Consider the following 25,907-nt stretch of genomic DNA (forward strand, 5'->3'; position numbering starts at 1 on the left):
CAGACCCGGTCCAAAGGAAACAAGTGGGTCAGGTCGAGGGCTTCGCGTCGCTGTCGGGCTTCGGAGCGTCGTCGGCCTTGGCGGCGGCAGCCTTCTTCTTCTTGGGTGGCGGGACGCCGATCGCGGGAGCGGGGTCGGCCTTGTCGGGCCAACGACGACGGCTGACGATCGACAGTAGACGGAGGAGTCGCATCGCTGTCTCGTCGGTCTGAGCAGGGCGAGCGATGATCGAACCGTCGGCGATCATCCGCTCGATGACCTCGTGGCCCAGTTCGGTGCGCGCGATGGTGAGCGTCCAGTCGTTGTCTTCGCCGATGCCGCCCGTGGCGACATCGGAGTGTTCGGCGGCGAAGTCGGGGCACGACTTGCAGCCCTCACGCGTCCAGGCGTGGCATTCCTTCAGGTTGATCTCGTGGTACGAGCCGTCCTTCATCCAGATCTGGAAGGCGCCCTTGATGTTCATCTTCACCATGTCTTGCTTCTTCAAGCCGTACTTGGCTTCGAAGAGTTCCTCGAAGATGGCGTCGTCGAACGTCTTCGAGCAGAGCAGACCGATGTTGAACAGGAACGGCTTCGACACCTTGCCGGCCTTGCGGTCCCACATGACGGGCGGCGACGAGGTCTGGCAGCCCATGCCGACGAGGGCGAGGCGTTCCATGCCGCGCTCCTTGGCCTCGGGCAGCGCGAGCGGGTTGGCGCAGTACGTGTAGCGAGAACCGGCCGTGGCGAGGATCTCTTCCTTCGACTCGACGACGACGGGCTTGGCCTTCCACCGGTCGTCTTCTTCCACGCCCGACACGAGCGCGCCGTCGATGTAGTCGTTCTCGCGCAGCCAGATGAGCATCGCCGAGACGAGACCGCCGTCTTGACCCATCTTGTGGACCATGTCGTCGGAGGCGCGGGTGAGGTAGAGCTGCTTCCAGATTCCGGCCATCTCGTCGGGTTCGCGAACGCGGCCGAACAGGTGCATGTCGGCAGCCGGCTCCCACGCACGGAAGCGCGGACATGCTCGTGTGCAGGTGGTACAACCGCCGCCCGACCCGAAGCCGTGCACGCAGTCGTCGAGACCCAACTCGTCTTCGAGGTGGAACGGGATGTATTTGCCTTCTTCGTGTTCGTAGCCGATCACGTCGTGTGGGCAGGTCACCACGCATCCGGCGCAGCCCGTGCACAGATCATTGGTGATGACCTCGGCGTACAGCTCTTTCCACTGCGCCGTCCAGCGTCCGGCTTCTGCGGGAGGCGTCGGCGAGTCGCCGGAGGTCGAAGGGGCGTCGGATTCGACGGTCGTCATGTGTCCGACTGTACGTGAGAGTCGGGCTTCGACCTCAACTGCAGCCGGGAGAGAATGTTGCGTTTCACGTCGACGCCGAACCAGCTCAGGCGCACGAACGCGCCGAGCCCGGTCAAGCCGACGATTGCCCAGTAGATCGACCCCGGATCGAAGTCGAGCAGGAAGTCGTCGCGTCGGGCCGACATGACGAGCACGAACACGATCATCGCGATGAGGAACCAGTGGGCCTTCAACATGCTGACGTACACGCGGTGTTCGTCGGTCTTGCGGGTGACGATGTAGATCGGCTTCTTCTTCGCCCCGTACCAGAACGCCCGAATCGTCGACGCCGCATAGAGCGGCGCCATCCCGATCAGGAACACACGGGTGCGCACGAACGCTCCGAGTGGGCGGTCGGCGGCGAACGCGAGCATCGTCAACTCCATCGCCACGGCGAACCCGGTGAAGTGGACGGCGTAGTCCATCGGCGCCGCGTCGATCGGGAACTGACCGAACGCGAGCCCGGCCATCGGGATGATCAGGAGCACCATGATCGGCAGGCTCAGCAGGTAGAACGCGGTCTGCTCGATGAAGTGCAGGCGCATCCGCCACGGCATGTGTCGGAATCGGTCGAACGCGAACAGGCGGATCGAGTCGATCGCCCAGGTGCCGCGCTGCTTGAAGTAGTTGGCGACGTCTTCGGGGGCGTGCTGAGCAAAGGCGCCCACGATCGGCACGTACAGCCCGCGCCAACCGAGGCGGAGCGCGAGCACGCCGGAGTGGATGTCTTCGACGAGGTTCCACACCGGGAAGTGGCCGATCTCGCGCAAGGCAGCGCGTCGCCACACGAGGCCCGAGCCGCACGGAAAGGCACAGTGGTCGGCGTTCCGCGAGAGCATCATCCCGCGGTAGAAGAGCAGTTCGTTGTTGTTGAACGGGTCGCCCTCGCTGGTCTTCGACTCCTTGATGGTCTGGACGAATCCGATGCGGTCGTCGAGCATCATGTGCGACACCGTCAGGCGGAGGAACTCGGGGTCGGCGACGAGATCGTCGGCATCGCGAGTCTCGACGAATTCGCAGTTGGCATCCGACAGGAGACGGATCGCCGCGTTGAGGTTGCCGGCCTTCGACTCGCCGATGCGTTCTGCGCTGCCGCGCTTCGGCGGACGGAAGTAGCTGACCACGCCGTGGGGGAGTTCGGCGGCGAGCGTTGCGACACGGGCCTGGAGTTCGTCGGAGTAGCCGTCGTCCGACACGACGACGCGCAGTCGGTCCTCCGGCCAGCGCTGGTCGATCACGGACCCGACCGTCGCCATGACCATGTCGACGGGCTCGGATGCGGTGGGAACGATGACGCCGACGAGCGGTTCGTGCCCCCGGGCGACCTCGACGCGCAGTGGAATCGAGCGCTTGCTGTTGTTGAAGGCGAGGAGCAACGCCGTGCACGCGACGAACACGTTGCACCCGACGAAGGGAATCGCGAGCCACCAGTTGCCCCAGTCGGTGTGCGCCAGTGCCCACGGCACGAACCAGGCTGTCATGGCGACGAGCAACATGCCGGCGAGGGCCATCTGTCGGTGGGTGTAGCGGATGCTGTTGCCGTCGAAGCGACCGCTCGACGAGTCGTTGGTGAGCAGGTCGGGGCCGTCTCGTCGGCGCGGGACCACCTCTCGTCCGGCGGTCGCGGCCGCGATCTGGTGGGCGAAGAGCCCGCAGAAGGCGGGGGCCAACATCACGAGGGCGAGCACGACGTCGTCGCCCGACACACCCGCTCCGACCGCGAGCCGGATCGTGGGAAGCAGCGCTCCGGCGAACACGATGGCGATGACCCGTCGGCGGACCGGGCTCGACTTCACCCGTGCGAGCAGGACGAGAGCCGTCAGCGTCGACACGATCGCGATGATCAGGCCGCTCGTTCCGATGACTGCGTTGTCGAGCGTGGAGCCCGAGCTGAGCTGCACCTGGGCGGCGTCGGCGTACCCGCGGATTCCGTCACGCAGCGGGATCGCCCACCAGCCGACACAGACCATCCACGTCGTGGCGAAGAGCGTGGTCGCGATGCGCCCGTCTCGGCGGCCGACCACGAGGAAGAACGGGGTGATCGCTGCCGCGACGATCACGGTCTGGAACTCGACCGCGATCGCGAACGCAACGGCGCCACCCGACATGAGCAGCCACGACGGCCGGTCGACGGACTCGGCGAGCGCGATGCCGAGCAGCGCGACCGACAGGGCGGCAGCGGCCAACATCGTCGGCGTCGCCGAGGTGGGTGCCGCACTGATCGCGAACACGAGACTGAGCACGACGGTGGTGAGCCGTGCGGCCCACCGTCCGAACAGGCGCGACGCGGCGCTCGCCGAGCAGCCGATCGTGACCAGCGCGAACATGAGCGACACGATCCGGACGGCGTTGATCCCGCCGAGATCGAAGACGGGTTCCATCAGTGCCGGCCACGCGCTCGATCCGCTGGGCAGGCCGCCGGTGTACCCGGAGGCCGAGCCGACCTCCACTGCGGGCAGCCACGCCTGCTCCGAGAGGTCGGGTCCCGACTCGGCGGCCAGGGTTCGGATCATCTCGACGAGCCCGTACAGCCCGAGGGTGAGCGCGGCAGCCCACCACGACGGACGCTTCCACGCTTCGCGAGGCGACGTGTCGATCGCAGCATCGAGTCGGCTCCGTCGAATGACCACCATCGGCGATGCGATGCGCTCGTCACCCGACCGATCGAGCGGATCGGCATGCGTGCGGATGGTGGCGGTGCGCACCCCGCGCCGAGCCGGCACCTGCCAGAGACGCGAGAGGAGTTCGTTCGACCGGTCGTCGGCGATGCAGATGCTGGGCGGGTCGTCGCCCTCGACGAGGGTGTCGATCATGCGCTCGACCTGGCGGGTGTCGGGTTTCGGACCCGTGTGGAAGACCACGAAGTCGCCAGACGATCGGCGAGCCCAGCCGTGGAGGTGTTCGGTGTCGGTGGTGAGGCGTCGGCGCGTCAGGCGGTCGGTGGCGTCAGCGCGATCCGGTACGCGGATCGGCGTCCACTCGCGAGACGCGGGCGTCGGCGGCGGCACGTCGTCGCGACGCGGTGCATCGAGGGTTGGCGGAGACCAGGTCATCTTCTGTGTGTTTCGGCGACACTTGTGCACTTCTTGAGGATTTCGAGGGCACAGCGTGGTCGTCGATGACGCGTGTGAGCGCGCCGATGCTCGTCAGGATCGGCGACGATCGTGCCGCGGAGCCCGTGATCTGGGGGTGTCAGCCGTCACCCCGGCGCCGGGCGCCGACCCTGGGCGAACGACGTCGGGCTGGATGGCGCGAGTCGGTGCGTCGGTGACGTGGAGCGACGGAACGCGCTCCGATGCGTACGCTCCGCGGTCGTCGCTGTCTGTCGTGAGCGCGGCGACCGAGCGCAACGCCTGCTCAGACGGCGTCGATGCCCTCTTCGCCGGTGCGAATGCGAACGACGCGATCGACGTTCGTGACCCAGATCTTTCCGTCGCCGATCTTCTGGCTCCGTGCCGCGTTGGCGATGACGTCGACGACACCATCGACCTGCTCGTCGTCGATCACGATCGACAAGCTCACCTTCGGAACGAAATCGATCTGGTACTCGGCGCCGCGGTACGTCTCGGTGTGACCGCCCTGGCGCCCGAACCCGCGAACTTCGCTGACGGTGATGCCGGTGACGCCATGCGTTTTGAGCGCGTCCTTGACCTCGTCGAGTTTGAACGGCTTGATGACAGCGGTGATGAGTTTCATGGTGATCTCCTGATCTCAGTGTGCCATGACGTGTTCGTCACAGCGCGCTCGACGCCACGCTCGCTGCCTCGCCATCGGCGCGAAGCTCACGACGTGTACGCGGATTCTGCGTGCTCCGACTGGTCGAGTCCGACGAGTTCGGACTCCTCTTCGACACGGAGTCCGATCGTGTTCTGGATGGCCAGGGCGATGATGTACGTCACGACGAACGAGAACACGCCGACACCCACCGCGGCGACGAATTGGTCTTTGAGCAGTTCGGCTCCGCCGCCGAAGAACAGCCCGTCGAACTCGCCGTTGACGGCGGTGTCGGCGAAGAAGCCGAGCAGCAGGGTGCCGATGATGCCGCCGACGAGGTGCACGGCGATCACGTCGAGGCTGTCGTCCCAGTTCATCTTGGCCTTGATGAACAGTGCGAAGTAGCACGCCGCACCGGCGATCGACCCGATGATGAGCGGCGCGACACCGCCGACGAAACCAGCGCACGGCGTGATGGCGACGAGTCCGGCGACCGCACCCGAGCACGCCCCGAGCGTGGTCGCATGGCCCGTCTTGATCCGCTCGACGAGCAGCCAGCCGAGCATGCCCGTCGCCGCACCGAGTTGCGTGTTGACCAGTGCCTGCGCAGCGACACCGTCGGCGGCGAGCGCCGAACCGGCGTTGAACCCGAACCAACCGAACCACAAGATGCCGGTGCCGAGCACCGTGAGCGGCAGGTTGTGCGGCGGCATCGGCTCGGTGCCGTGACCCTTGCGGTTGCCGATCACCATGATCACGGCGAGCGCCGCCAGTCCGGCGTTGATGTGGATCGCCGCGCCACCGGCGAAGTCGAGCGCGCCCATCTCGAAGATCCAGCCGTTGCCGTTGAACACCCAACGGGCGGCGACGGCGTAGACCACGATGCTCCAGATCGCGATGAACAGCGCGTACGACCCGAACTTGAGGCGGTCGGCGGTGGCGCCGGTGATCAGCGCCGGCGTGATCACGGCGAACATCATCTGGAATGCGAAGAACGCGAATCCGGGGATGTCACCGTCGAGCGTGGTGACGTCCTTCATGAACGCGAAATCGAGGTTGCCGACGATCGCGTTGTCGCCACCGAAGGCGATCGAGAACCCGATCACCGCCCACAGCGTCGAGACGATGCCCATCGCGAAGATGTTCTGCATCAGCATTCCGAGCACGTTCTTCGAGCGGACCATGCCGCCGTAGAAGAAGGCGAGGCCCGGGGTCATGAAGAGGACGAGGGCGGCTGCGATGAGCACCCATGCGGTGTTGCCTGAATCCATGGCGGGCGAACCTAGGACGGATCGCTGCGAGGTGATAGAGGCGAAACGCGGCGTTCACACGTTCGAAACGTGCCGAAAATGGGTGAACCCCGGGCCAATGGTCAGAGGACGATGACCGTGGCCCGGGGTTCGAGAGACGCAGCGTTGCATCTCGATGTGTCGTGCTCCCGGCTGGGGGGACCGGGAGCACGTGTCCTCGTTGGGGAAACGTGTATGAGGTCCGGTGGGGCCTAGACCGCGTCGATCCCTTCCTCTCCCGTGCGGATACGGATGATGCGCTCGACGTCGCTCACCCAGATCTTGCCGTCACCGATCTTGCCGGTTGCAGCGCCCTTCTTGATCGCCTCGATCGCGGTGTCGACACCGCTCTCGTCGACGACGACCTCGACGCTCACCTTGGGCACGAAGTCGATCTTGTACTCGGCGCCTCGGTAGGTCTCGGTGTGTCCGCCCTGTCGGCCGAAGCCGCGAACCTCGCTCACGGTGATGCCGGCGATGCCGGCCTCCTTGAGCGAATCCTTCACGTCATCGAGCTTGAACGGCTTGATGACTGCGGTGATGAGTTTCATGTTGTTGGTTCCTTCTCAGTCAGTCGTTTGGTGTGTACCGCTCAGGCGGTTGCGTCTGCCGTGTAGCCGGCCATGCCGTGCTCGGGGATGTCGAGTCCGCCGATCTCTTCCTCTTCGCTGACTCGCAGGCCGAGGGTGGCCTTGAGTGCGGAGAAGACGGCGAAGCTGGCGACGCCGACCCAGACGATGATCGTGAGGACCATGAGGAACTGGACAGCGAGCTGCTCGAAGCCGCCGCCGTAGATGAGGCCCGCATCGTCACGACCGAGGAACGCATCGTCGTACTTGGCGAAGATGCCGATCGAGAGCACGCCCCAGATGCCGACGACACCGTGGACGCTGATGGCGCCGACCGGGTCGTCGATCTTGATCTTGTCGAAGAAGAGCACAGCGAAGACGACGATGATGCCGCCGACGGCGCCGATGACGATCGACATGATCGGGGTGGCGGTGCCACACGGTCCGGTGATGGCCACGAGGCCGGCGAGGACGCCGTTGCCGATGAAGGCGATGTCGGGCTTGCCCGTCTTGACCCAGATGAGCACGGTCGTGGCGAGTCCGCCGGCGGCCGCTGCCAGGATCGTGTTGAGGGCAATACCGGTCACCAAGTTGTCGGCGGCGAGCTCCGAACCGGGGTTGAAGCCGAACCAGCCGAGCCACAGGATGAACACACCGACGATGGCGAACGGGACGTTGTGACCCGGGATCGCTCGAGGCGTGCCGTCTTCGGCGAACTTGCCCTTGCGGGGTCCGACGAGGAACGCACCGACGAGGGCGGCGACGCCACCGGTCATGTGCACGACGCCGGAGCCGGCGAAGTCGGAGTACACGGCATCACCGATCGAGATGTTGGCGATGAAGCCACCGCCCCAGGTCATGTGGACCACGACCGGGTAGATGACGGCGCACATCACGACACCGAAGATGAGGTACGACACGAACTTCGTGCGTTCTGCCATCGCTCCGGAGCAGATGGTCACTGCGGTTGCAGCGAACACGGCCTGGAAGAAGAAGAACGTTCCGTGCGACAGGTTGATGACACCACTGCCGCCGAGGGCGTTGATGTCGAGGTCGTTCATGAAGAACGAACCGCCGTCGGTTCCGAAGAAGTCGTTGCCGCTGCTGAACGCCAGGGCGTAGCCGGTGGCGAAGAACGCCAGGATGCCGATGATCGCGTCCGCCATGTTCTTGGCGAAGATGTTCACGACGTTCTTCGCTCGGGTCAAGCCTGCTTCGACGAGTGCGAAGCCCGCCTGCATGAAGAAGACGAGACAGCCGGCGATGAACACCCAGATGTTGTCGAGTACAGCTTGGACTTCAGGTGCTTCCTGGGCGAGTGCTGTGCCAGGCATCAATGCGACGAGCGCAGTGACACCTCCCAGGCCTGAAACGATTCGTAGTGCTCTGTTGCGCACGGTGGTAGTCCTCCAATAAGTCGCGTAATGCGGAATCTGAATACATGCAGATGCCAGGTGCCACGCTGCCGCCCGGATCAGATGCGCAAGCTAAGGGGCCGGGGTTTCTCGACTGTCGCCCCGACGTTTCGTGTTGGTGAACGCCCGTCACGTCGGCGTGTTCAACATGTTTCGGCAACATGAAGTGCCCAGCCAGCGACACCCCTGAGGATGATTTCTGCCCAGGCTCGATGTCGTCGCGTGAGGATGATTTCTGCCCAGGCTCGATGTCGTCGCGTGGGGGTGATTTCTGCCCAGGCTCGATGTGGTCGCGTGGGGGTGATTTCTGCCCAGGCTCGATGTGGTCGCGTGGGGGTGATTTCTGGCCTGGCTCGATGTGGTCGCGTGGGGGTGATTTCTGGCCTGGCTCGATGTGGTCGCGCGAGGGTGATTTCTGGCCTGGGCAGAATTCGTCGGGTGGCTTGGGGCGACTTCTGGGTGACCTGCAACACTGTTCCAATGGACCTGAACTACCCAGCCGAGGCAGAAGAATTCCGCGCCGAGATCCGTGGTTGGCTCGAAGAGAACCTTCCCGCAGGCTGGTTCGACGACGACTTCGAGATGACCGACGAAGAACGCAAGGCGTTCAACAGCGAATGGCCCGCGAAGCTGTTCGCCGGCGGATGGATCTGCGCCACGTGGCCGGCCGAGTACGGCGGCAAGGGCCTCACGACCATGCAGGGTGTTGCGCTGTCAGAGGAGTTCGCCCGCGCCAAGGCACCGATGCGCGGCGACTTCTTCGGCGACACGCTCGTCGGCCCGACGATCCTGCAGTGGGGCACCGAGGAACAGAAGAAGGAGTTCCTGCCCGGCATCCTCAAAGGCGAGACGAAGTGGTGCCAAGGCTTCTCCGAGCCGAACTCGGGCTCCGACCTCGCATCGATCAAGACGACGGCCGTGCTCGATGGCGACGAGTGGGTCATCAACGGTCAGAAGGTCTGGACCACGCAGGGGCACCACGCCGACTACTGCTTCCTGCTCACCCGCACCGACCCCGACGCGAAGAAGCACGCCGGCATCTCGTACATGCTCGTCCCGATGAAGCAGGAGGGCATCGAGGTCCGTGGGATCACCCAGCCCGACGGCACCGCCGAGTTCTGCGAAGTGTTCTTCGACAACGCACGTTGCTCGAAGGACGCGGTGGTCGGCGGCGTCAACAACGGTTGGAAGGTCGCCAACTCGACGCTCGGTTTCGAGCGAGGACAATCGGCCACGACCGGCTTCCGTCGCTTCGCCGAGGAATATCGCATCATGGTCGAGGTCGCCACCGACAACGGCAAGATCGACGATCCGCTCATCCGCCAGCGGCTGATGGAGTTCTACACGAAGGTGCAGATCCTGCGCGTGAACGGGTTCCGCAACCTCACCGCCACCCTCAACAAGACGAAAGACATGGGCACGGCAGCGCTCGGTGCGACGAACAAGATGTTCTGGACCGAGATGCACCAGCGGGCGATGGAGCTCGCGCTCGACATCTTCGGCGCTGACGCGATGCTCGTCGACAGCGGCCCCGAGCCGGCGAGCTGGCCGGGCTCGGGACGCGACAAGCGTCGCGAGGGCTACCCGGTCAGCCCGATGATGTCGGCATTCTTCTTCTCCCGCTCCGAGACGATCTGGGGTGGCACCAGCCAGATCCAGCGCAACATCGTCGGCGAGCGGGTCCTCGGTCTGCCGAAGGAGCCCAAGCCGGCCTGATCACGCCGCCTGCGGGCCACGGCGGCGCACGGCGCTGAGCAGCATGTGCGCGCGACCAGGTCGCCCGCGCCTCGCCGCTTCTCGTCGTTCGACCACGTTCCACAGTTCGTCGACGTCGCACTGCGAATCGAGGACGTGCTCGGTGAACGTCGCGCCGTGCTCGATGCTCATCTGACCCACGCAATCGAGCCACGTGGCGGCTCGGCTCAACACGCGGATGGCGTCGCCTCGCTCGACGACATCGCAGTCGGACAACCAACGCATCGGCCGGTACGACACACCACCCACCGGGCGGCCGATGACGACATCACGACCATGAACGCAGTCGGCGCGCGTGGGACGGAAGACGTGATCGAAGTCCCACAGCGCGGCCGCCGAGGCCCCGCCGACGACGGCGCCTGGATGGGCGAGCGTGGGCACGACACACCGGGCTTCGAGCGTGTCGGGGGCCGCTTCGAGCCGGTAAATGTCGATGTGCACCGGTTCGAGGAGATGTCGGAGTCGCCAGCGTTCGATCGTGTACGGCGAGATGCCGTCGGCGCGCAACTGGTCGCCGGTGACGACGCCGTGCTGCCGCCGGACGCAACGCTGCAGGTGGGGTGAGAAATGGCTCATGGGAGCTCCCGTTCGGTAGATGGCGAAGGACGTCGACCAACCGGTGTTGGGAGTCCGAGGGAGTTGACGAGCAACCGAGATGCGAACGCTAGCGGCGTCGCTGTGACATGCGGCATGCCGGCGGCCTGGATCGCGTCGCGCCGCGATCTGATCGACAGGATGACCGCGTGTCCGACGCCGCCGACTCCACGAGCACCGAATCGTCTCGTCGTCAGCGCGCGTACGTCGCGCCGCCCGACCGCCTGATCACCGTGCCGTTCGTCACCGTCACGGTCAGCGCGTTCGCGTTCTTCATGTACATCGGCACGCTGCTGCCGTTGATTCCGCTCTACATCGAAGGCCCGCTCGATGGCGGCGAGTTCGGCGTGGGGGTCAACGCCGCGGTCTTCGCGGTGGCAGCAGTAGTCGCTCGACCACTCCTCGGCCGGATCGCCGACCGCTACGGGCGTCGCGTCATCATGATCGGCGGCGCGTTCATCGCGTCGACCGGCGGCTTCGGTATGAGCCAGATCTCGTCACTCGGCGCCCTGCTCGGTTTCCGAGCGCTCACCGGCATCGGCGAAGCGGCGATGTTCGTCGGTGCGGCCACGCTGATCGCCGACCTGTCGCCGAGGCATCGGCGCGCCGAAGGGGCGAGCTATTTCTCGGTGGCGGTGTTCACCGGGCTCGGCGTCGGCCCGGTCTTCGGCGAGTGGCTCCTCGACGACACGCAGTTCGAGCGGACGTTCGTCGCCGCCGGATGCTTTGCGATCGCGGCCGGACTCATCGCTTTGTTCGTGCCGTCGCGAGTGGTGTCGCCCGACGCGCAGACCGGCGACGACGTCGTCGAACCCGATGCACCGCCCCGTCGAGGCATCGGCAAGTACGTGCATCCGGCCGCCGTGTTTCCGGGCACGGTCTTGGCGCTCGGCGTCGGCGGACTCACGTCGTTCTTCCTGTTCATCCCCGACTTCTCACGCACGGTCGGACTCGGTTCGTCGGGCGGCCTGTTCCTCGTCTACTCGGTGGTCTCCGTGCTGATCCGCATCTTCGGTGCGACGCTTCCCGAACGTCTCGGACCGCGCCGCGCCGTCACGATGGCGCTCGGCTTCTTCGTCATTGGACTCGTCATCGTGGGCACGTTTGCCACGGCGCCGTCGCTGTGGGTCGGGGCCGTGTTCATCGGCCTCGGTGCAGCATTCAACTACCCGTCGTTGATGGCGCTGACCGTGAACCGCGTCTCCGACGCCGACCGCGCCGTCGCGATCAGTTCGTTCACGATGTTCTTCGAGATCGGCTCGGCCGTGAGCGGCCTGTTCGTCGGAGCACTCGCGCAACTCGTCAGCGAGCGCAGCGCGTTCTTCGCCGGTGCCGCGATGTGCGTCGTCGGCATCTGGGTGCTGCGCACCAAAGTCGTTCCCCTGTCCCCAGCCACCGACCAAGTTGATTACATCGCTCCGGGAGCCGCGTAATCAACTTTGGCCGAGGACGTGCGCCTGCGGGTCGCGATCGTCGTGTCTGATTCCCGCTGGTGGGGGCGGCTGATTTCCGCCACACTGGCGACATGCCACCCCTCGACCACGACCGTTGCTACGCCGCCGCAGCGAGCCGCGACGCACGCTTCGACGGGTGGTTCGTCACCGCCGTTCGCACGACCGGTATCTACTGTCGCCCGAGCTGTCCTGCCATCACCCCGAAGCAGACCAACGTCGAGTTTCATCACACGGCTGCGGCTGCCCAGCAGCGAGGGTTCCGAGCGTGCAAGCGGTGCCGCCCCGATGCGACACCCGGGTCGCCCGACTGGAACATCCGCCAGGACGTCGTCGGACGGGCCATGCGACTCATCGCCGACGGTGTCGTCGAACGAGTCGGCGTGCCCGGCCTCGCCAGACAACTCGGCTACAGCGAGCGACACCTCAACCGACTGCTCACCGACGAGGTCGGTGCCGGCCCGCTCGCCGTCGCCCGAGCGCAACGAGCGCAGACGGCCCGCATCCTCATCGAGACGACCGAACTCACCCTCACCGACGTCGCCTTCGCTGCCGGCTTCGGCAGCGTGCGCCAGTTCAACGACACGATTCGCGAGGTATTCGCTGCGGCGCCGAGCGAGTTGCGAGCCGCCTCGGCCACGCGACGCGACGCCGATGGTGCCGCGAACGGAGCGGCGTCGGTACAACTTCGTCTGCCGACCCGCCCGCCGTTCGCCGCAGTCGAGGTGCTCGACTTCATCGGCGGCCGGGCGATCCCCGGGTCGGAACGGTACGACGGCGCCGACGACCAGACGGAGCAACCGGCGGTGTATCGGCGAGTGCTCGATCTGCCCGGCGGACACGGGATCGTCGACCTGCGCACTGGTGGCACGCCCGACGCGCCAGCCGCCGACCATCTCGTCGCGAAGGTCGTGCTCACCGATTGGGCCGACCTCGGCACGGCCGTCCACCGCCTGCGACGCCTCTTCGATCTCGATGCCGACCCGCAGGCGGTCGACGAGCACCTGCGGTCACAGGCAGACCTCGCCCCGCTCGTCGAACTCGCGCCCGGCCGTCGCGCCCCGGCGAGCGTCGATCCGTACGAAACCGCTGTCCGGGCGATCATCGGCCAGCAGATCTCGGTCGCCGGAGCACGCACGGTCGCGGGCCGGATCGTCGAGGCCGTGGGCGCTCCGCTCGCCGTCGACGACCCGGTGCTCACGCACGCGTTTCCCACACCGGCGGCGCTCGCCGAGGCTCCCGACGACGCGTTCTCGATGCCGACGGCTCGGCGCGACACGATCAGACGCCTCGCCGCCGCGGTCGCCGACGGCTCGCTCCGGCTCGACGTCGGCGTCGACCCACAGGAAGCGAGAGCGCGCCTGCTCGGCCTCAAGGGCATCGGGCCCTGGACCGCCGACTACGTCGTGATGCGCGGTCTCGGCCATCCCGACACGCCGCTCGGCGGCGACCTCGGTGTCGTCCACGCACTCCGTGCGCTCGGTCTCGACGACCGGTCGTCGTCCGTGTTCGACGCGTGTGCCCCCTGGCGCTCGTACGCCGTCCATCACCTCTGGGCCAGCCTCGACCAACCGCCGACCACCAGCAAGCCGACCACCAGCAAGCCAACCACCAAGAACCCAGTCAGCTCGACCCGCACGAAAGCACGCTCATGACCGAACGACTCGTCTCCGCCATCATCGACAGCCCGGTCGGTCCACTCACCGTCGTCGTCTCCGACCGCGGCGTACGCGCCGTGCTCTGGCCAGCCGACGACGAGCGGCGGGTGCCCAGCGCCGGTTCGCTCGATGCCGACGCGGCCGGGACCCACCCGGTGATCGACGACGTTCAACGCCAACTCGGCGAGTACTTCGACGGCAACCGCACCGACTTCGACCTGCCGCTCGACCCGATCGGCACCGAGTTCCAGCAACAGGCGTGGCTCGCACTCCGCACGATCCCGTACGGCGCCACCGTGAGCTACGGCGAGCAAGCCGAACGGATGGGCGACAAGAACAAGGCCCGAGCCGTCGGCGCGGCGAACGGGAAGAACCCGATCTCGATCATCGTGCCCTGCCACCGAGTGGTCGGCTCGAACGGCTCGCTCACCGGCTTCGCCGGCGGCGTCGACACCAAGCGATTCTTGCTCGACCACGAACGACGCGTCGCCGGCCAGACGTTGCTCTGACGCGCACCGCTCGGCGCCGGAAGATCGTGACTACTTGCGGCGGGAAGCGGCCGCTTGCGCCTTGCGCAGACGGGCCTCTTCCTGCTTGGCCTTCTTGGCGGCCTTGCGCTTGGCACGCAGTTCGGCCTGCTCGTCGTCGGAGCGCTTGGCCGTGTCGATCAGCGGGGCGATCTCGGTCACCTCGGCCTTGGGCAGCGCAACCGCGTCGTCGTTCTTCAGCAGGTCGCGAATGATTGCTGCGGCGGGCGCCTCACCGGCGACCGTTCCGGCGAGCATGATGCGCACGATGCCGACGCTGTGGCGCTCGATGAGACCCGGCAGCACCTCTTTGAGCTGATCGGTCGAGGGGTTGTCGGCATGGTCGCCGAGCTGCTCGATGCAGTCGGCGAGACAGGCATCGGTCGTGATGGCGGCGATGGCTTCCATCCCACCGTCGATGCGGCCCGCCTTGACGCCGGCACGGATGCCGTCGGCGGTCATCTCGTCGACGAACGACTCGAGTCCTTCGCGGTGGTCGTCGTCGAGCGCGTCGACCGCGGTCATCAACTCGTCGTCGGTCGTCGCCTTGAAGGCGCGATCGAGCAAGCCCAGTGCTTGCATACGGTTCTTCATCTGGTTCACGGCCATGGGCAGCGACGCTACCGTGAGCCCATGACCAACACGACCGCGATCTCGACCAACAAGTACGTGTCGTTGACGACGTACACGAGCGACGGCACCCCGAAACCGCTCCCGGTCTGGATCGTCGAACTCCCCGACGGGCGCGTCGGCTTCACCACGTCGATCGATTCGTGGAAAGTCAAGCGGATCCAGAAGACCCCGAAGGTCACGTTGCGTCCGTGCGATCAACGAGGAAACGTCGATGACGACGCCGTCGAGGTCACCGGAACCGCCGAGGTGACCCAAGGCCCGGAGTTCGAACAGGTCCGAACGTTGGTCGCCGACAAGTACGGCATCTGGGTCACCGTGATCAAGGCGATGAACGCCGTGCGCGGACTGTTCAAGAAGGGCGAGACACAGTCGAACGCCGCCGTGTTGATCCGTCTCGACGCCCCGACTTCATGAGCCCTTCATCCGGCTTCTGAGCTAACCTGCAACCGCTTTCATTCTTTCTGGAGGATCCTCAATGGCAACCGTCACGCTCGACAAGGTGAACAAGATCTACGAGAACGGCTATCACGCCATCCACGACCTCGACCTCGAGATCGCCGACAAGGAGTTCCTCGTTCTGGTCGGGCCGTCGGGTTGCGGTAAGTCGACGGCGTTGCGGATGATTGCGGGGCTCGAGTCGATCTCGGGTGGCGAGATGAAGATCGGCGACAAGGTCGTCAACGACGTGGAGCCGAAGGACCGCGACATCGCGATGGTGTTCCAGAACTATGCGCTGTATCCGCACATGACGGTGTACGACAACATCGGTTTTGCGTTGAAGTTGGCGAAGGTGCCCAAGGACGAGATCGATCGTCGTGTGCGGCATGCGTCGAAGATCCTCGAGCTCGACGCGAATCTCGATCGTAAGCCGGGTCAGTTGTCGGGCGGTCAGCGTCAGCGTGTGGCGATGGGTCGGGCGATCGTGCGTCAGCCGGCGGCGTTCTTGATGGACGAGCCGTTGTCGAACCTCGATGCGAAGTTGCGTGTGCAGATGCGTGCCGAGATCGCGGCGTTGCAGCGTGAGCTCGCGGTCACCACCGTGTACGTCACCCACGACCAGATCGAAGCGATGACGATGGGCGACCGCGTGGCGGTCCTGAAAGACGGGTACCTCCAGCAGGTCGACACGCCGCAGAACCTCTACGACTTCCCGCAGAACGTGTTCGTGGGGGCATTCATCGGGTCGCCGTCGATGAACCTCTTCGAAGGCGTCGTCACGTTCGACGACCACGGCGCCAACGTGCAGCTGGGCTCGAACTCGCTGCGGCTCGATGCGAAGGCGGTCGAGGCTCGTCCGGGCCTGCGGGATCACGACGGCAAGAACGTCATCGTGGGCATCCGCCCCGAAGACTTCGAAGATGCCTCGATGGTCGAGCACGACACGTCTGATCGCCAGGTCACCTCCGAGGTCACGCTCATCGAAGCGCTCGGCTCCGAGATCATGGTGCACTTCAACATCGACGCCCGCACGGTCGACTCCGGTGACCCCGATGCGGGCGAAGAGCAGGAAGGTGCCGCCAACACGGTCGGTCGGTTCCACCCCCGCTCGACCGCTCGGATGCGTCAACCGGTCACGGTTGCGGTCAACACCGAGAACATGCACTTCTTCGACTTCGCCGACCAGCAGGCCATCCGCTGAGCGGCGCCCCGCACTGAGACCATCGAACGCTCCGACCGGGCCACCGAGGGCACCGGGTCGGAGACGCTCGATGTCTCGTGAATCCGATCAGCCGTAGAACGGCGGCTGCACGCCTTCTGCCGGGACCATCTTGCGGCGCTTCGACGTGGCGACGATCGCGCCGGCGAGGCTGACGAGCGGAGCGATCGGCTGGATGATGGCTCCGATGCCGAGATCAGCCGAGCTGATGTCGTCGGTGAGCCCGGTGGCGATGCCGATCATCGCGAGTCCGATGAACAGCGCGATCACGGCACCGATGATCGCCAGGATCGCCACGGCCAACACGCGTCCGGCGAGCAGCAGGGTCACACCGAAGGCCAGCATGATGACGGCGAACACGATCGGGATCGTGCCGGGACTCTCGGCGAAGTACAGCGAGCCGTCGCTCATGAAGATGAAGTCGTCCATGCCGTTGACCGACTCGCCGCCGCCCGACGCCCACGGCAGGAACACGCCGATGATCGAGAGCACCGAGCCGACGATGACGAGGATGGCGCCGATCTTGACGTCGGGACGCGGCGCCTTGACCATGCCGCCCTGTCCGGCGGCGACATAGCCCGGAGGGGCACCGAAGCCGGGCTGCTGCGGCGGTTGGCCGGCGCCCGGAGGAGGGGGTGCCTGGCCGTAGTCGGGTTGTGGCGGGGGAGGAGCTTGGCCGTACTGCGGGGCCGGGGGTTGCTGGTCGTACTGCGGCGCGGCCGGGGGCTGTCCGTAGTTCGGTGCCGGCGGCTGACCGGGAGCGGGCGGGGTGCCGGGAGTCGGCGGGGTGCCCGGCGCGGGCGGCTGGCCCGGCGCTGCCGGTGGGTCGTTGTAGTTCGGCGCGGCGGGGAAGCCCGATCCGTCGTTCGGTTGACCTGGCTGGGGCGGGAACCCGTTCGCGTCGTCGTTGCTCATCCCCACATCATGGCCGATGCGGGAGTGTGGATGAGGCTTCTATGCCGAGCCGGTCGTCTGGCCGGTCGACAGGTCGGAGGTGAAACGCGGCCGAATCGGTGCGTGCTCGATGGCCGGCAGCACGTGCTCGGCGACCAGATCGCACTCGGCCTGGTGCGTGTAGCCCGACAGGATGAAGGCGCTCACTCCGGCCTCCTGATAGGCGCGCAGCTTGGCCACGACCTGGTCGGGGTCGCCGACGATCGCCGCGCCGGCGCCGCTCCGAGCCCGGCCGACCCCGGTCCAGAGGTTGTCTTCGACGAAGCCGTCGTCGGCCGCCGATTCGCGCAGCTCGGCCTGGCGTGACACACCGACCGATGCAGCGTCGAGCGACTTGTTGCGGATCGCGTCGCCGGTGTCGGCGTCGAGCTTCGACACCAGTCGTTCGGCGGCAGCGCGTGCCTCGGCCTCGGTCTCGCGGACGATGACGTGTGCACGAAGCCCGCAGAGGATGTCGCGGTCGTACCGTTCGCGGGCGAGCGCGTTCATCTCGGTGACCGTGTCGCCGACCGACGCAACGGTGTCGGGCCACGTGAGGAACACGTCGGCTTCGGCGGCGGCGACGTCTTTCGCGGCGGGGGAGAAGCCACCGAAGTAGAACGGAGGGCACGTGCCGGTGGTGGTGCCGACCCGCGGTGGGTCGAGTTCGAGGTTCACGTATTCGCCGTGGAAGTCGATCGATTCGCGGTCGAGCAGCTTGCGCAGTACCTGCATCCACTCGCGGGTGCGCTGGTAGCGCGGTGCCGAGTCGAGTGCTTCGCCGGGGATGTCGGACGAGATGATGTTGATCGTCAGGCGGCCGTTGGAGAACTGGTCGATCGACGCCAGCTGTCGTGCCAGCTGCGGCAACCACATCTCACCCATGCGAACCGCGAGCAGGAGGTTGATGTCGTCGGTGTGCGTGGAGATCGCTGCGGCGAACGCAGTGGAGTCGATGCCGAGCTGATACCCCGACGGCAAGAGCACGTTGTCGAAACCGCCCCGGTCGGCGGCCTGCACGATGTCACGGCAGTGAGGCCACGAGGCGGCGAGCGATGCGTCGGGCACGCCGAGAAACTCGTAGTCGTCGTCGCACAGCGCGCTGAACCACGAGATCTCGGGAACGTCGGGACGAGTCACGTGACTCATGGCAGGGGCACTCCTTCGGAAGCTTGGACGATGGCGTACACGTCGGCGCGATCGAGGCTGACCCCGAGCGCGGCGGTCGACGATCGGATGCGGTCGGGGTTCTGCGTACCGACGATGGCGATGGGCGCCGAGGGGTGAGCGAGCACGAATGCGATCGCGATCTGGCTGCGATCGACGCCTTCACGCTCGGCGAGACGGTCGAGCACCGAGAGCAGGTCGGGCGAGACGCCCTCGCCGGTTGCGAGGCTGCCGCCGGCGAGCGGGCTCCACGCCATCGGCGTGATCCGGAGCTCCATGCACTGGTCGAACGTGCCGTCGCGCATCGGGTCGAGGTGGGTGGCCGAGAACTCGGGCTGGTTGGAGGCGATGCCGAACTCGAGGTGGGCTTGCAGGGCCGCCACCTGTGCGGGCGTGTGGTTCGACACGCCGACCTCACGGATCTTGCCTTCTTCGCGCAGCGCGTTGAGCGTGATGGCGACGTCGGCCGGATGCGTGTACATGTCGGGACGGTGGATCTGGTACAGGTCGATCACGTCGGTCTGCAGACGCGTGAGCGACGCCTCGACGGCCGACCGCAGGTACTTCGGCGAGGAGTCGTACGGGGTGGGTGGCGCGATGCCGCCCTTCGTGGCGAGCACGATCTTGTCGCGCAGTCCGGGCGTGGTGGCCAGGATCCGTCCGAGGATCTCTTCGACCTGGCCGAAACCGGTGCCGCCCCAGTCGAAGCCGTACACGTCGGCGGTGTCGATCAGGTTCATGCCCGCCCCGATCGCCGTTTCGAGCAGCATCTGCCCCGTGGCGAGATCGTCGTCGGTGAACCGCCACGATCCGTACGAGATGGGGCCGACGGGTGGAAGCGAGCCGAGGACCCGGGACTGCGTTTGAACGAGCGTCACGACTCGAATCTATCGCCCGTCGGCGGGTGCCCATGAGCGTCGGTGATCGAGGATCGGTGACCGAGTGTGCCGACCGTCGGCTCAGCCGAACTCGGCGGCGATCGCTTCGCACGCACGATCGATGTCGGCGGCCGAGGTGTAGTGCACGAACGACAGTCGCACCACGCCGCGTGCCGGGTCGAGGCCGAGCCCCTCGAGCACACGCACGGCGTAGTAGTGACCTGCGCTCGTCTGCACACCGCGTTCGACGAGCCGGTGCGCGACGTCGGTCGGCTCGCGATCGAGCGGCGAGAACGCGATGGTCGGACAGCGGTGCCCACCCGCGGCGTCGACGGTTCGGGGGCCGAGGACGCGGAGTTGGTCGTGGGAGCCGAGTTCGTCGAGCAGCCGGCCGGTCAGCACATCCTCGTGGTCGCGCCACCGGCTCGACACGGTGCTGCACATCACACGCAGTGAGTCGTCGCTCGACCCTCCGTGCGCACGATGCAGGTCGGTGACGTAGTCGAGCACCGCTCCCGCCGCAGCGACCTGCGCGTGATCGGGACCGGCCGGGTTGAGCCGCTTGTCGGGAACGTCGGCGTTGAAGAAATGACTCTGGTTCGGGAGTTCGCCGAGGAGTCCGTTGCGCACGACCATGAGCCCCTGGTGCACCGAGTACGTCTTGTAGAGGCTGAACAGGTAGATGTCGGCGTCGAGTGCGGCGACGTCGGGAATCGTGTGTGGGGCGAACGACACGCCGTCGACGATCACCCGGGCCCCCACGGCGTGCGCGGCGGCGGAGACCTGCGCGACGTCGTTCTCCTGTCCGACGATGTTCGAGGCGTGCGGGACGGTGACGAGCTTCGTCGCCGACGACAGCAGCGACCGGAACTCGTCGGGGTCGAGCAGCCCGGTCTCGGGGTCGATCCGCCACTCGATCACGGTTGCGCCGACCCGTTCGGCCATGCGCCGGATCGCTCCGGTGTTGGCCTCGTGGTCTTGGTTGGTGACGATGACCTCGTCGCCCGGCCCGAGGAGCGGTGCGAACGCATCGGCGAGCACGAAGGTGTTGATCGACGTCGACGGGCCGAACACGACCTCGTTGGTGGCCACCCCCAGCGCCTCGGCCCACCGTCGACGCGACGCATCCATCTGCTCGCCGGCATCGGCCGACGCCGCGTACTCGCTGTACGGCTGCACCTTGTTGGCGGTGTAGTACGCGGTCAGCGCGTCGATCGTGTGCCGGCAGGCGTACGACCCGCCGGCGTTGTCGAAGAACGACTGGTCACGGTTGATCGGCTGATCGAACGCAGGGAACTGGGCCCGCACGACGTCGAGGTCGAGCGTCGGAGTTGATGCGTGATCGGACATGGGCGTCAACGTACATCGCCTGACGCCGACGGAGGTTTGGGGAGTGTCAGCCCTTGACCGAACCGGCGAGCAGACCGCGCACGAAGAAACGTTGCAGCGCGAAGAACACGATCAGCGGGAAGAACGCCTGCACGAATGCCGCGGCCGGGAGGAGGTGTTCGTTCGCACCGAAGTCGCCCGCGAGGTTCGCGATCAGGATCGTCGTCGGTCTCGCGTCCTTGTTGTTGCCGGCGAAGGTGTTGGCGACCAGGTAGTCGTTCCACGTCCAGAGGAACTGGAAGATCGCGAACGCGGCCAGCACCGGAACCGAGAGCGGGAGTACGAGGCGCCAGAAGATGGTGAAGTGGTCGGCACCGTCGATGCGAGCGGCTTCGAACACGTCACCGGGAAGCCCGGAGATGTAGTTGTGCAGCAGGAAGATCGCGAACGGCAGCGCGAAACCCGTGTGCGTCAGCCACACCGCCGCCGCCGTCCCCTGCAGATCGAGGTCGGGGAACAACGTGATCGTCTTGTCGATCAACGGGATCGTCAGGTGCGACCCGCCGACGTACAACTGGAGCAGCGGGATGAGTGCCACCTGCAGCGGAACGGCGAGCAAGGCGACCGTGGCGATGAAGAGTCCCTTGCGGCCCTTGAAGTCGATCCACGCGAAGGCGTAGGCGGCGAATGCGGCGATGGCGATCGGAATGATCGTCGCCGGGATCGCGATCGCCATCGAGTTGAGGAGCGAATCGCCGATGGTGCCGCTCGCCGACGCGTCGCGGATGGTGCGGTAGTTCTCGAGGGAACCGTCGTCGAAGCCGGCGGTCCACCAACCGCTCTGGCGCTGCGCATCGCGTGACCGGAACCCGCTGACGGCGAGACCGATGGTCGGCAGGCTCCACACGACGACGATGCCCCACAGCACCCACATGGGGAGACCGCGCAGCTTCGAGTACACCCGTGTGACGAATCCGCTGTCGGACGACGCGGCGTCGCTGCCGACCGAGGATGGGCTGATGAGAGGGACGTTCGACATCGCTCAGTTCTCCCGCTGCATGCGTCGGATGTTGGTGATCATGATCGGCATCACACTGACGAAGATGAGCATCGCCAGGGCGGCGCCACGACCGGTGTTGCCGAATTGGAACGCCTGGTTGTACATGTCGTTGGCGAGCACCGACGTCTCGAACTTGTCGTTGGCCATCACCTTCACGATGTCGTAGACCTTCATCACCAGCACGATGATCGTGGTGACGACCACGCCGATCGTCGGGCCGATCTGCGGCAGCGTGACCCGCCAGAAGATCTGCGACTGAGTGGCACCGTCGACCCGAGCGGCCTCGATGATCTCGTCGGGGACCGCCTGGATGGCAGCCGACAGGATGACCATCGCGAAACCGGTCTGGATCCAGATGAGCACGACCATCAGGAACACGTTGTTGTACGGCTGCTCCTGCACGAAGTTGATCGGGTCGGCCAACAGGACACCGGCGTCGTTGCGTCGCTGGCCGCCGACGCCGCCGCCGATGATCCCCCAGTATCGAACGAGGAACCAGCCGAGGCCGAGTGCGGCGACAGCGGGAATCGCTGCCGAACCGTAGGCCCGTCGGGTCAACTGCTGGCCGCCGTAGGCGACGAGTGCGACGAAGATCAGCGTCAACGGGATGCCGACGACCGCCTTCATGACGTTGCCGCCCAAGCTGTTCCAGACGATCATCACGAGGAACATGGCGAGCGGTGTGAGGATCAGTGCGACGATGGCGTAGAGCCACTTGCGGGCCTTGAGCGATCGGAGCACGTACGAGGCGCCGATCAGCATGGTGGCGAACACGAGCACGACCGAGGCGATGCCTTGGCCGGTCGACAATCGTCCGAGCCCGACCCACAGCGCGTTCAGCACGCCGGTCTGTTCCTTCGACGAGTCTCGGGCGACGTACATGAAACGCCAGATCACCGAGGCGCCGACGAGCGAGATCGCCATCGGCAGGAAGATGATCGACTTGGCGAGGCGTTCGAACGGCGCGTCTTGAGCGAGCACCGCAACGGCGAGTCCGAGTGCCGTCGAGAAGAGCGTGACGACCACGACCCACCAGAGGTTGTTGATGATCGTGCCGCGCAGTGCGGTGAAGACACCGAAGGCCAAGAACAGCAGGCCGGCGACGAGTGGCCCGAAGCTCGGGCTGCCGAGTTCGACGACGCGACCGGTCGTCTTCTTCATCTGGGTGCCGACCACGGCGAAGACGACGAGCAGCACCACCCCGATGATGAACGGGACGCTGGTGAACATGTTCGTCCAGTCGTCGAAGTCGCGCGAGTTCGGGTCCTGCCAGATGTCGACGTAGTTGCCGAACCAGACCCGCTCGACCGAATCGTCGCCGTAGAACGACAGGTAGAGCGTTCGCAGTGCCGGCGCGACGAGGGTCCCGCCGATGAACAACAGGGCCGGCGCGAGGAAGATGAAGCTCCGTGACCGCGTGTCGATCCGGGCTCGGCCAGGGGCATCGGGATTGGTGGCCAGACCGAGACGCAGCCCGACGATGGCCATCGGGACGGTCGCGGCGATGATCGCCCAGCCGGCCGGTCCGTCACCGAGATCGGGGAATGCGAACGCACCGATGCCCCAACCGGCTGCGGCGCCCCAGAGCGCGCCGTGCAGTACGGGCAGACGGCGGAGGGTGGAGACCGCTGCGCCGATTCCCGCCGTGACGACGGTGGCGATGATGAGCGGGACGACCTCGAACTCGGGACGGGCGCTCTCGTCGAGCAGGACGCCGGTGAGCAGCCCGATCGCACCCACGCCGCCGATGCCGAGTGCCAGCCGAGTGGTGGGCTCATCGGTGGTGGCGAGCGCAGCGCCGACGGCGGCGGCGATCGCCGCGGTCACGAGCGGGAACCAGACCCACGAGAAGAACCCGGAACCAGCGCCGTCGAGGAGTCGGTTGCCGCTGACCACGGCGCCGAACGCGAAGCCGACGATGCCGAAGACGAGTGCTCTGAACCGCATCCATCGGCTGCGTGCCTGGTTGAACACCAGGTTGGCGCCGATCCAGACCGCCAGGCTCAAGCCGATGGAGGCGAGCGCGACGATCGCGGTCTTCTGCGCCTTGGGTTGCGTCACCAGCATGGCGATCACGAAGACCGCAACGATGGCCAGCAACACACGTTTGAACCAGCGGCCGATCACGGCCGCGGTCGAGATCTCGTCGGGCCGGTCTCCGACGACCCCTTTGATGATGTCCTCGTCCTGTTCGGCGAGGTCGTCGATCACCGTCATGTGGAACTCCCCATTCCCCGATACTTCCATGTCGCGCTGCGTCGGAACGACGAAGGGCGCCGACACCTGGTGTCGGCGCCCCTCATCGCTCACGGTTGTCTCACCCCCGAAGGGGATCGACGGGTGTTCAGTTGCTCAGCTCGGCCACGACGCTTCGATGGCGTCGGCAGCTTCCTGAGCGGTCTTGTCGCCGTTGACGGCGGCGGTGCCTTCGGTCCAGAACGAACCGGCACCGACGTCGGCGGGCATCAGGTCGGAGGCGTCGAAGCGCACGATCTCAGCCGAGGCCAGGATGTCGAGGAACGACTGCTCGAGCGGCTGGTAGACGCTCGGGTCCTGACCGATGGCAGCCGAGAGGAAGCCGGAGAGGGCGTCGCCGCCACCCTTCAGTTCCTGCTGCGCCACCTGACGTGCTTCGGCGTAGTCGGGGCTCGACATGTAGGCGAGGAGCTCGTGGACCTCGGGGCGGTCGTTGAACGCCGAGGCGAACGTGCCAGCACCGAGAACCGGGGCGTCACCGTTGATGTCGGGGAAGTAGAACACGTCGACCGCACCCTCGGAGCCATCGGCGAAGGCGGTGCCTTCGGGGATGAATGCCGAGTAGAACGAGGCCTGACGGTGCATGTAGCAGTCACCGTCGACCAGCGGCTGGCCGTTGTCCTGGAACGCCGTTGCGGCGATCGTGCCGGAGTTGGCGTAGACGTTGTCTTCCGAGAAGAGGTCGAGCACGGTCTGCATCGACTCGACGATCTGCGGATCGTTGAACGGGATCTCGTGGTTGACCCACTGGTCGTAGACGTCTGCGCCGTGCTGACGCAGGACCATGTCTTCGACCCAGTCGGTGAAGGTCCAACCCGTTGCCTGACCGGACTCGATGCCGACGCAGAGGGCCTTGGTGCCGCCTGCAGCGGTGATCTCGTCGACCAGTGCGGTGAACTCGTCGAACGTCGTCGGTACCGTGTAGCCGTCGGCTTCGAAGCGGGCCGGCTGGTACCAGACGAGGGACTTGAGGTCGGCCTTGACGGGCACGCCGTACTGCACACCGTCGACGTTGGCGAAGCTGTTGAACGCTTCCGACCAGTTCTCGGTGGTGGCGGCGACGGCGTCGTCGGCGAGCGGAACGATGGATCCGGCGCGGGCGAAATCGGCGAGCTTGCCCGGCTGGGGGAAGATCGAGATGTCGGGCGGGTTGCCGCCTTCGACCTGGACGTTGATGTTGGCTTCCCAGTCGGCGTCGCCGAGGTACGTGACCTCGACACCGTTCTCGTCGCCCCAGGCGCCGAGCACCTGCTGCAGTGCGCCGGCTTCGGACTCGTCACGCTCGGGTCCGGTCACGATGATCTCGTCGCCGGTGCGCTCGACCACGACGGGCGGCGGGGTGTCTTCTTCGGCCGGAGCCTCTTCTTCCGCTTCCTCTTCGGCCGGAGCCTCTTCCTCGGCGGGCTCTTCGGATTCGACTTCGGTGTTCGGAGTGTCCTCCGCGGCGCCGTCGTCATCGCTACCGCACGCAGCGGCAACGAACGACAACGCAACGGGAACAGCAATCAGCTTCAAGCTGCGCTTCTTCATTGGGTCCTCCCCCAGTGATGTGGATGTAGGTGCCGGAACGGTACCGGCAATGTAAACGCTTACATATCGGGAAGGTTTCGTCAAGCGCAACGCGCACGTCGCGCGCTGTTCATCGGTTGTTCACAGCGTCACACCGTCACCGGACCACCTGGCCCGGTG

At 66.2% G+C, this 25,907-nt stretch carries 21 protein-coding genes; 6 read left to right on the forward strand and 15 right to left on the reverse strand.

Features of this window, described 5'->3' with window-relative positions; all coding sequences use genetic code 11:
• Positions 1 to 28 precede the first annotated feature (28 nt).
• The 6 genes from YM304_RS05040 to YM304_RS05070 all read right to left on the reverse strand — a co-directional run bounded on the left by YM304_RS05040 (position 29) and on the right by YM304_RS05070 (position 8,239).
• Entirely contained in the window at positions 29 to 1,294 is a 1,266-nt protein-coding gene (locus YM304_RS05040) for a Coenzyme F420 hydrogenase/dehydrogenase, beta subunit C-terminal domain (RefSeq protein WP_015440566.1), read from the reverse strand.
• Positions 1,291 to 4,386 carry a glycosyltransferase gene (locus YM304_RS05045; RefSeq protein WP_154723309.1) on the reverse strand — a complete coding sequence of 1,032 codons (3,096 nt, stop codon included), beginning with the start codon at positions 4,384 to 4,386 and terminating at the stop codon, positions 1,291 to 1,293. The genes YM304_RS05040 and YM304_RS05045 overlap by 4 nt, the downstream gene beginning before the upstream one ends.
• 304 nt (positions 4,387 to 4,690) lie before the next feature.
• A complete protein-coding gene (locus YM304_RS05055; protein ID WP_015440569.1) occupies positions 4,691 to 5,029 on the reverse strand; it encodes a P-II family nitrogen regulator in 339 nt (112 codons plus the stop codon).
• Between the two features lie 86 nt (positions 5,030 to 5,115).
• Positions 5,116 to 6,318, reverse strand: a complete 1,203-nt coding sequence (locus YM304_RS05060; RefSeq protein WP_015440570.1) for an ammonium transporter — start codon at positions 6,316 to 6,318, stop codon at positions 5,116 to 5,118.
• A 230-nt stretch (positions 6,319 to 6,548) separates the two neighbouring features.
• Positions 6,549 to 6,887 carry a P-II family nitrogen regulator gene (locus tag YM304_RS05065; protein WP_015440571.1) on the reverse strand — a complete coding sequence of 113 codons (339 nt, stop codon included), beginning with the start codon at positions 6,885 to 6,887 and terminating at the stop codon, positions 6,549 to 6,551.
• 41 nt (positions 6,888 to 6,928) lie between these two features.
• A complete protein-coding gene (locus YM304_RS05070) occupies positions 6,929 to 8,239 on the reverse strand; it encodes an ammonium transporter (protein WP_015440572.1) in 1,311 nt (436 codons plus the stop codon).
• A gap of 561 nt (positions 8,240 to 8,800) precedes the next feature.
• On the opposite strand from YM304_RS05070, the gene YM304_RS05075 reads away from it, so the two are divergent.
• Entirely contained in the window at positions 8,801 to 10,036 is a 1,236-nt protein-coding gene (locus tag YM304_RS05075) for an acyl-CoA dehydrogenase family protein (RefSeq protein WP_015440574.1), read from the forward strand.
• Here YM304_RS05075 and YM304_RS05080 read toward each other — a convergent pair whose 3' ends face one another.
• Positions 10,037 to 10,651 (reverse strand): type IV toxin-antitoxin system AbiEi family antitoxin domain-containing protein, encoded by a 615-nt coding sequence (locus YM304_RS05080; protein WP_015440575.1) that lies wholly within the window; start codon positions 10,649 to 10,651, stop codon positions 10,037 to 10,039.
• A 167-nt stretch (positions 10,652 to 10,818) separates the two neighbouring features.
• Here YM304_RS05080 and YM304_RS05085 point away from each other — a divergent pair, with 167 nt between their 5' ends.
• From YM304_RS05085 to YM304_RS25650, 3 genes are all read left to right on the forward strand, one after another.
• Complete coding sequence (locus tag YM304_RS05085) at positions 10,819 to 12,102, forward strand: MFS transporter (RefSeq protein WP_015440576.1); 1,284 nt, start codon at positions 10,819 to 10,821, stop codon at positions 12,100 to 12,102.
• 92 nt (positions 12,103 to 12,194) lie between these two features.
• Positions 12,195 to 13,775, forward strand: a complete 1,581-nt coding sequence (locus YM304_RS05090) for a DNA-3-methyladenine glycosylase 2 family protein (RefSeq protein ID WP_015440577.1) — start codon at positions 12,195 to 12,197, stop codon at positions 13,773 to 13,775.
• On the forward strand, positions 13,772 to 14,287 hold the full coding sequence (locus tag YM304_RS25650; protein ID WP_015440578.1) for a methylated-DNA--[protein]-cysteine S-methyltransferase: 516 nt from the start codon (positions 13,772 to 13,774) through the stop codon (positions 14,285 to 14,287). The genes YM304_RS05090 and YM304_RS25650 overlap by 4 nt, the downstream gene beginning before the upstream one ends.
• Positions 14,288 to 14,317: 30 nt before the next feature.
• On the opposite strand, the gene YM304_RS24565 is transcribed toward YM304_RS25650, so the two are convergent.
• Positions 14,318 to 14,914: a hypothetical protein gene (locus tag YM304_RS24565; protein ID WP_015440579.1), complete on the reverse strand. Its 597-nt coding sequence runs from the start codon at positions 14,912 to 14,914 to the stop codon at positions 14,318 to 14,320.
• A 24-nt stretch (positions 14,915 to 14,938) separates the two neighbouring features.
• Here YM304_RS24565 and YM304_RS24570 point away from each other — a divergent pair, with 24 nt between their 5' ends.
• Positions 14,939 to 15,352 carry a PPOX class F420-dependent oxidoreductase gene (locus YM304_RS24570; protein ID WP_015440580.1) on the forward strand — a complete coding sequence of 138 codons (414 nt, stop codon included), beginning with the start codon at positions 14,939 to 14,941 and terminating at the stop codon, positions 15,350 to 15,352.
• Positions 15,353 to 15,413: 61 nt separating this feature from the next.
• Positions 15,414 to 16,577: an ABC transporter ATP-binding protein gene (locus YM304_RS05110; RefSeq protein WP_015440581.1), complete on the forward strand. Its 1,164-nt coding sequence runs from the start codon at positions 15,414 to 15,416 to the stop codon at positions 16,575 to 16,577.
• 87 nt (positions 16,578 to 16,664) lie between these two features.
• On the opposite strand, the gene YM304_RS22040 is transcribed toward YM304_RS05110, so the two are convergent.
• The 7 genes from YM304_RS22040 to YM304_RS05145 form a co-directional block, all read right to left on the reverse strand.
• On the reverse strand, positions 16,665 to 17,510 hold the full coding sequence (locus YM304_RS22040; RefSeq protein ID WP_051071318.1) for a hypothetical protein: 846 nt from the start codon (positions 17,508 to 17,510) through the stop codon (positions 16,665 to 16,667).
• A 39-nt stretch (positions 17,511 to 17,549) separates the two neighbouring features.
• Positions 17,550 to 18,677, reverse strand: coding sequence for an LLM class flavin-dependent oxidoreductase (locus YM304_RS05120; RefSeq protein WP_015440583.1), 1,128 nt, complete (start codon positions 18,675 to 18,677; stop codon positions 17,550 to 17,552).
• A complete protein-coding gene (locus tag YM304_RS05125) occupies positions 18,674 to 19,573 on the reverse strand; it encodes an aldo/keto reductase (RefSeq protein ID WP_015440584.1) in 900 nt (299 codons plus the stop codon). The genes YM304_RS05120 and YM304_RS05125 overlap by 4 nt, the downstream gene beginning before the upstream one ends.
• 81 nt (positions 19,574 to 19,654) lie before the next feature.
• The gene (locus tag YM304_RS05130; RefSeq protein ID WP_015440585.1) at positions 19,655 to 20,923 is read right to left on the reverse strand and encodes an aminotransferase class V-fold PLP-dependent enzyme; all 1,269 of its coding nucleotides are present in this window, start codon (positions 20,921 to 20,923) and stop codon (positions 19,655 to 19,657) included.
• A gap of 46 nt (positions 20,924 to 20,969) precedes the next feature.
• Positions 20,970 to 21,941, reverse strand: coding sequence for a carbohydrate ABC transporter permease (locus tag YM304_RS05135; protein WP_015440586.1), 972 nt, complete (start codon positions 21,939 to 21,941; stop codon positions 20,970 to 20,972).
• A 3-nt stretch (positions 21,942 to 21,944) separates the two neighbouring features.
• Positions 21,945 to 24,272 carry a carbohydrate ABC transporter permease gene (locus YM304_RS25370; RefSeq protein ID WP_015440587.1) on the reverse strand — a complete coding sequence of 776 codons (2,328 nt, stop codon included), beginning with the start codon at positions 24,270 to 24,272 and terminating at the stop codon, positions 21,945 to 21,947.
• Positions 24,273 to 24,314: 42 nt separating this feature from the next.
• Entirely contained in the window at positions 24,315 to 25,748 is a 1,434-nt protein-coding gene (locus tag YM304_RS05145) for an ABC transporter substrate-binding protein (RefSeq protein ID WP_015440588.1), read from the reverse strand.
• Positions 25,749 to 25,907: the final 159 nt, after the last annotated feature.

The organism is Ilumatobacter coccineus YM16-304, from assembly GCF_000348785.1.
Lineage (GTDB): Bacteria > Actinomycetota > Acidimicrobiia > Acidimicrobiales > Ilumatobacteraceae > Ilumatobacter_A > Ilumatobacter_A coccineus.

Coding starts and splice junctions, on each gene's coding strand:
- YM304_RS05040 (WP_015440566.1), bottom strand. CDS start 1,294: ATGACGACCGTCGAATCCGACGCCCCTTCGACCTCCGGCGACTCGCCG.
- YM304_RS05045 (WP_154723309.1), bottom strand. CDS start 4,386: ATGACCTGGTCTCCGCCAACCCTCGATGCACCGCGTCGCGACGACGTG.
- YM304_RS05055 (WP_015440569.1), bottom strand. CDS start 5,029: ATGAAACTCATCACCGCTGTCATCAAGCCGTTCAAACTCGACGAGGTC.
- YM304_RS05060 (WP_015440570.1), bottom strand. CDS start 6,318: ATGGATTCAGGCAACACCGCATGGGTGCTCATCGCAGCCGCCCTCGTC.
- YM304_RS05065 (WP_015440571.1), bottom strand. CDS start 6,887: ATGAAACTCATCACCGCAGTCATCAAGCCGTTCAAGCTCGATGACGTG.
- YM304_RS05070 (WP_015440572.1), bottom strand. CDS start 8,239: ATGCCTGGCACAGCACTCGCCCAGGAAGCACCTGAAGTCCAAGCTGTA.
- YM304_RS05075 (WP_015440574.1), top strand. CDS start 8,801: ATGGACCTGAACTACCCAGCCGAGGCAGAAGAATTCCGCGCCGAGATC.
- YM304_RS05080 (WP_015440575.1), bottom strand. CDS start 10,651: ATGAGCCATTTCTCACCCCACCTGCAGCGTTGCGTCCGGCGGCAGCAC.
- YM304_RS05090 (WP_015440577.1), top strand. CDS start 12,195: ATGCCACCCCTCGACCACGACCGTTGCTACGCCGCCGCAGCGAGCCGC.
- YM304_RS25650 (WP_015440578.1), top strand. CDS start 13,772: ATGACCGAACGACTCGTCTCCGCCATCATCGACAGCCCGGTCGGTCCA.
- YM304_RS24565 (WP_015440579.1), bottom strand. CDS start 14,914: ATGGCCGTGAACCAGATGAAGAACCGTATGCAAGCACTGGGCTTGCTC.
- YM304_RS24570 (WP_015440580.1), top strand. CDS start 14,939: ATGACCAACACGACCGCGATCTCGACCAACAAGTACGTGTCGTTGACG.
- YM304_RS05110 (WP_015440581.1), top strand. CDS start 15,414: ATGGCAACCGTCACGCTCGACAAGGTGAACAAGATCTACGAGAACGGC.
- YM304_RS22040 (WP_051071318.1), bottom strand. CDS start 17,510: ATGAGCAACGACGACGCGAACGGGTTCCCGCCCCAGCCAGGTCAACCG.
- YM304_RS05120 (WP_015440583.1), bottom strand. CDS start 18,677: ATGAGTCACGTGACTCGTCCCGACGTTCCCGAGATCTCGTGGTTCAGC.
- YM304_RS05130 (WP_015440585.1), bottom strand. CDS start 20,923: ATGTCCGATCACGCATCAACTCCGACGCTCGACCTCGACGTCGTGCGG.
- YM304_RS05135 (WP_015440586.1), bottom strand. CDS start 21,941: ATGTCGAACGTCCCTCTCATCAGCCCATCCTCGGTCGGCAGCGACGCC.
- YM304_RS05145 (WP_015440588.1), bottom strand. CDS start 25,748: ATGAAGAAGCGCAGCTTGAAGCTGATTGCTGTTCCCGTTGCGTTGTCG.